General features: G+C 76.3%; 3 protein-coding genes. All 3 read left to right on the top strand.

Annotated elements, in window-relative coordinates; genetic code table 11:
- Window positions 1–138: 138 nt before the first annotated feature.
- Genes ACJOT3_RS32750 through ACJOT3_RS32740 form a run of 3 tightly spaced genes read left to right on the top strand, consistent with a single transcriptional unit; the run spans window position 139 to window position 4,554 of the window.
- Window positions 139–1,941 carry a Wzz/FepE/Etk N-terminal domain-containing protein gene (locus ACJOT3_RS32750; RefSeq protein WP_406977008.1) on the top strand — a complete coding sequence of 601 codons (1,803 nt, stop codon included), beginning with the start codon at window positions 139–141 and terminating at the stop codon, window positions 1,939–1,941.
- Window positions 1,941–3,347, top strand: coding sequence for an O-antigen ligase family protein (locus ACJOT3_RS32745; protein WP_406977007.1), 1,407 nt, complete (start codon window positions 1,941–1,943; stop codon window positions 3,345–3,347). The genes ACJOT3_RS32750 and ACJOT3_RS32745 overlap by 1 nt, the downstream gene beginning before the upstream one ends.
- On the top strand, window positions 3,337–4,554 hold the full coding sequence (locus ACJOT3_RS32740) for an aminoglycoside phosphotransferase (RefSeq protein WP_406977006.1): 1,218 nt from the start codon (window positions 3,337–3,339) through the stop codon (window positions 4,552–4,554). Before ACJOT3_RS32745 ends, ACJOT3_RS32740 begins: the two co-directional genes overlap by 11 nt.
- Window positions 4,555–4,569 lie beyond the last annotated feature (15 nt).

Here is a 4,569-nt window from a genome sequence, read left to right as displayed (position 1 = left end):
CCCCTCCGGTGTTTGTTTCCGGTCACTTTCGCCTGGGGAAACGGACCCTTCCCCAACCGGCGCGCACACCTCAAGGGACTACACTTAGTATGCAATCGTTCACTAAAAGTGTTGTCAGGTAGAGGCTGAGAGGACCCGATGGACACCGTCGTCCCCGGATCGCCCGGACCGGAACTCAAGGAGTACACCGCCCTGCTCCGCCGCCGCTGGCGGGTGGTGGCCGCCGGGATGCTCGGCGGCGCGGCCCTGGCCCTGGCCGGGGTGTTCGCGCTCCCCTCCGCCTACACCTCCTCGGCCGCCGTCCAGGTGCTGCCGACCGGGATGGCCGAGTTCACCGGGGAGAGGTCCGGCCGCCTGGCGGGTGATGTGAACCTCGACACGGAGGCGCAGGTGCTGCGCTCGGAGGAGGTCTCCGCCGCCGCGGCCGCGCTGGTCGCCGAGGCCACCGGCGCCCCCGCCACCGCCGAGGACCTGCGGGAGAACGTCGACGTCACCGTGCCCTCCAACAGCAACGTGCTGGAGATCCACTACACCGCGGGCTCCCCCGAGGCCGCGCGCGCCGGGGCCGCCGCCTACGCCGAGGCCTACCTCGGGCAGCGGGCGCAGCGGGTGGACGGCCTCATCGGCGCCCACCTGGAGGCGCTGGGCGGCGAGCGCGAGCGCCTGGAGGATGCCTTGGGCGAGGTCATCACGACCTCCGGGGCCGCCGACCCCCGCGCCGAGGCGCTGCGCCAGGACCTCACCTCCGTGGGCGGGAGCATCGCCCCGCTGACCGCGCTGCGCGAAACCGTCGAGGCCGGGCGGACCATCACCCCCGCCGGCCTGCCCGAGCGGGCCTCCTTCCCCGACCCGCCGCTGTGGCTGGCCGCGGGCACCGCGCTGGGCCTGCTGGCCGGGCTGGGCGCGGCCGTGCTGCGCGACCGCACCGACCGGCGCCTGCACGACGTCGAGGAGACCGAGCGCCTGGGCGGCCTGCCGGTGCTGCTCGACCTGTCGGCGTGCCGCCCCGAACGCGGCGGGCGCACCCCCGGCCTGCTGGGCGAGGACCGGGCGGGGGGCCAGCGGGTGCAGTCCCTGGTCCACCTGGTCCGGGCCCGCGCCGCCGGGGACAGCGCGCGGACCCCGGCCGCCGGGATCGGCGGGATCGACGAGGTCGGCGAGGACGGCCTGGCCGTGGGCGAGGAGGCCCCGCGCGCGGGCCGCGTGCTCGTGGTCGCGGCCACCGCGCCCGGCCGCTCCGGCACCGCCGCGGCCGTGAACGTCGCCGCGGCCCTGGCCCGGACGGGTTCGGAGACGCTGCTGGTGTGCGCCGACCCGCGGTCGGACACCGTGGGCGAGCTGCTGGGCCTGCCCGAGGGGCCCGGGCTGGCCGAGGCCCTGGTGGACGGCGAGGACCCGGCCGGTCTGGAGGTGCGCCCCCAGGCCGCGCCGCGGCTGCGGGTGCTGCGGCACGGGCGGCCGGGGGTGGCCGCGCCGGTGCAGGACACCGCGATGGCCGACCTGCTGGAGCTGCTGCGCGAGCACGCCGACCACGTGGTGGTGGCGGTGGCGCCGCCGAGCGAGCGCGCCGACGTGCACGCCGTGGCCGGGGCCGCCGACCTGCTGCTGCCCGTGGTCGAGCTGGACCGCACCCCGCGTACCGAGCTGGCCGGGGTGCTGGCCGTCGCCGACCGGTTCGCCGTGGACGCGCCGGGGGTGATCGTGCTGCCCCGCCAGCCGCTGCCGGGCCCGCTGCCCGAGCTGGCCCCGGCGGGCGCGGTCCCGGCCGCGGAGTCCGGGGACGCCGAGGTGGAGGAGGCCGAGCGGGAGGGCTCCGGCCGTTCCGTGTCCGGGATCGTCCGGGTGGGCGGGACCCCCGAGGCCCCCGAGGCGCCGGAGGAGGCGACCGAGGACGAGGAGACCGTCGTCGTGCCCGCCGACACCGCCGGGGCACGGCGCTGATGGCGCGGCTCCCCTCGGCGACCGGGACCGGTGCGGCCGCGTTCGCCCCCGCCGTCGGGGGGCCGCCGGCCGCGACCGGGCGCCCGCTGCTGTGGCTGCTGGCCGGGTACCCGCTGTGGTGGGCGCTGGGCCTGGGCCAGTTCGCGTACTGGGTGTTCGCCGTCCCGATGGCCCTGGAACTGGTGCGCCGCCACCGGACCGTCGGGCTGCGCGTCCCCCCGGCGTTCTGGCTGTGGGCGCTGTTCCTGGTGTGGTCGGTGCTGGGCCTGGCCATGGTCCCGCTGGACATGCCCGGCACGGTCCCGGGCAGCGGCGGCTACGGCGGCGCGGTGCTGCGGACCGCCAACTACGCGGTCCTCACGGTGCTGCTGCTGTACGTCGGCAACCTCACCGAACGCGAGCTGCCCACCCGCGCGGTGGCGGCGGCGCTGAGCGTGCTGGGCCTGGTCACGATCGCGGGCGGGTACCTGGGGATGCTGGCGCCCCGGTTCGAGTTCACCGCGCCACTGGAGTACCTGCTGCCCGGCGGGCTGGCCGCCGACCCCTTCATGCAGACCCTGGTCCACCCGGCGTCCGCGCAGGTCATGGACATCTTCGGCTACGACTCGGCGCGTCCCAAGGCGCCGTGGGAGTACACCAACGTGTGGGGGTACATGATCTCCCTGCTGCTGGTGTGGGCCGCCGTCCTGCTGCTCGGCCGCTGGAACATCCCGCTGTGGGTGCGCTGGGGGCTGCCGGTGGCCATGGTGCTGGCGGTGGTGCCGATCGTGCACTCGCTCAACCGGGCGCTGTGGGCGGGGCTGGCGCTGTCGCTGCTCTACGCCGGGTTCGTCGCCCTGCGCCGGGGCCGGGTGCTGCCGGTGGCGGTCTGCGCCCTGGTGGCGGTCCTCGCCCTGGGGGTGCTGGCGCTGTCGCCGCTGGCCGACGTGGTGCGGGCGCGGGCCGACGCCCCGCACAGCGACGACGGCCGGGCCGCGACCAACGCGGCGGCGGTGACCGCCGCCGACCTGTCCCCCGTGCTGGGCTGGGGCACCACCCGGGAGACCCTGGGCAGCTCCGACTCCATCGCGATCGGCCCCTCGGCCGGGTGCCCCGGCTGCGGGCAGCACGTGATCGGCAACGCGGGCCAGCTGTGGATGACGCTGATCGCGAGCGGCTGGGTGGGCACGGCCCTGTTCCTGGGCTTCTTCGCCGCGGTGGCCTGGCGGTACCGGTCCGCGGTGACGGCCGCGGGCCAGGGCGCCCTGCTCACCGTGCTGCTGCTGTTCTGGTACATGTTCTTCTACGTGGCGCTCATGTCCCCGCTGGCCGTGACCATGGTGGCCGTCGCCCTGCTGTGGCGGGACGAGGAACCCCTGCTCCGCCGCGGGGCCGCGCGCACGGGCGGGGGTCCCGATGAACGGTGAGACGACCTATCTGACCGACCTCGCAGCCGTGCTGTGGCCGTGCGGCGGGCTGCTCGGCCACGGCGACGGCACCGCGCACGGCCGGGGCCGCGGCAACCAGTACCTCCCGGTGCCCCACGCCTACGACCCGCGGATGATCCTGCCCGCGCACGACCGGTCGGCGGCGCTGCGGGGCATCTCGTCCTTCTCCCAGGGGCACTCGCTGCGGGAGCGGCTGCGCCGGTTCCTGCTGACCGGCGCGTTCGCCACCGGGATCGCCCCGCTGCTGCTGCGCGACCGCCTGTACGTGGGCGCCGGACCGGGCATCGAGCACGCGCTGGCCGCCGCCCTGGACCGCGAGCTCGCCATCGCCATCCACGTCGGGCCGCCGCGGGCCAACCGCAAACCCGTCCTGCTGCTGCTCACCCCGGGCGGGCGCACCATCGGCTACGCCAAGGTCGCCGTCAACGACCTGACCGGGCGGCTGGTGGTCGCCGAGGCGCAGGCGTTGCGCCTGCTCGCGGACGCCCGGCTGCGCGACGTCACCGTGCCGCGCCTGATGTACCAGGGCGAGTGGAACGGCCGCCCGCTGCTGGTGCAGGAGGCGCTGCCGGTCGGCGACCAGACCGACCGGCCCACCCGCCGCCAGCTGCTGCGCTGCGTCGCCCAGATCACCTCGCTGGTGGAGGTGCGGCGGCGGCGCCTGTCGGAGAGCACCTACCGCCGCGCCCTGGAGGAGCGGATCGCCGCCCTGGGCACCCGCCCCGAGGCGGGGCCGCTGATGGCGGCCCTGTACGGGCTGCCCGACGTGGCGCTGCCCTTCGGGGCCTGGCACGGCGACCTGACCCGGTGGAACATCGCCGGGACCGCGCGGCGGTCGTTCGTGTGGGACTGGGAACGGCTGTCGCTGGACGCGCCGGCCGGGTTCGACGCCCTGCACTACGACCTCAACGAATGTGTGCAGGCCGGGGTTCACCCCGGGGTGCACAGGTGGCTGGAGAGCGGGGCCCGGCTGCTGCGCGACCCGCTGATGACCGAGCTGGGGCTGGTCCCGCACACCGTGTCGACGGTGATGGCCCTGTACCTGATCGACCTGGCCACCCGCTACCTGCACGACCGCCAGGACGAGAGCGGGGTCCACATGGCAGCGGTGGACGACTGGCTGCTGCCCGCGCTGGAGGGGCTCCAGGAGCGGGCGGCGCACGAGGCCGCCCGCGCGCGGAGCTGAGGCCGGCCGCACGCG

This window comes from Nocardiopsis protaetiae (assembly GCF_045446735.1).
In the GTDB taxonomy this organism is placed as follows: domain Bacteria; phylum Actinomycetota; class Actinomycetes; order Streptosporangiales; family Streptosporangiaceae; genus Nocardiopsis; species Nocardiopsis protaetiae.
This window is presented reverse-complemented; position numbering and strand designations above follow the sequence as displayed.

What these genes read in the sequence shown, in the direction of transcription:
- ACJOT3_RS32750 (WP_406977008.1), top strand. Translation starts at nt 139, where the DNA reads ATGGACACCGTCGTCCCCGGATCGCCCGGACCGGAACTCAAGGAGTAC.
- ACJOT3_RS32745 (WP_406977007.1), top strand. Translation starts at nt 1,941, where the DNA reads ATGGCGCGGCTCCCCTCGGCGACCGGGACCGGTGCGGCCGCGTTCGCC.
- ACJOT3_RS32740 (WP_406977006.1), top strand. Translation starts at nt 3,337, where the DNA reads ATGAACGGTGAGACGACCTATCTGACCGACCTCGCAGCCGTGCTGTGG.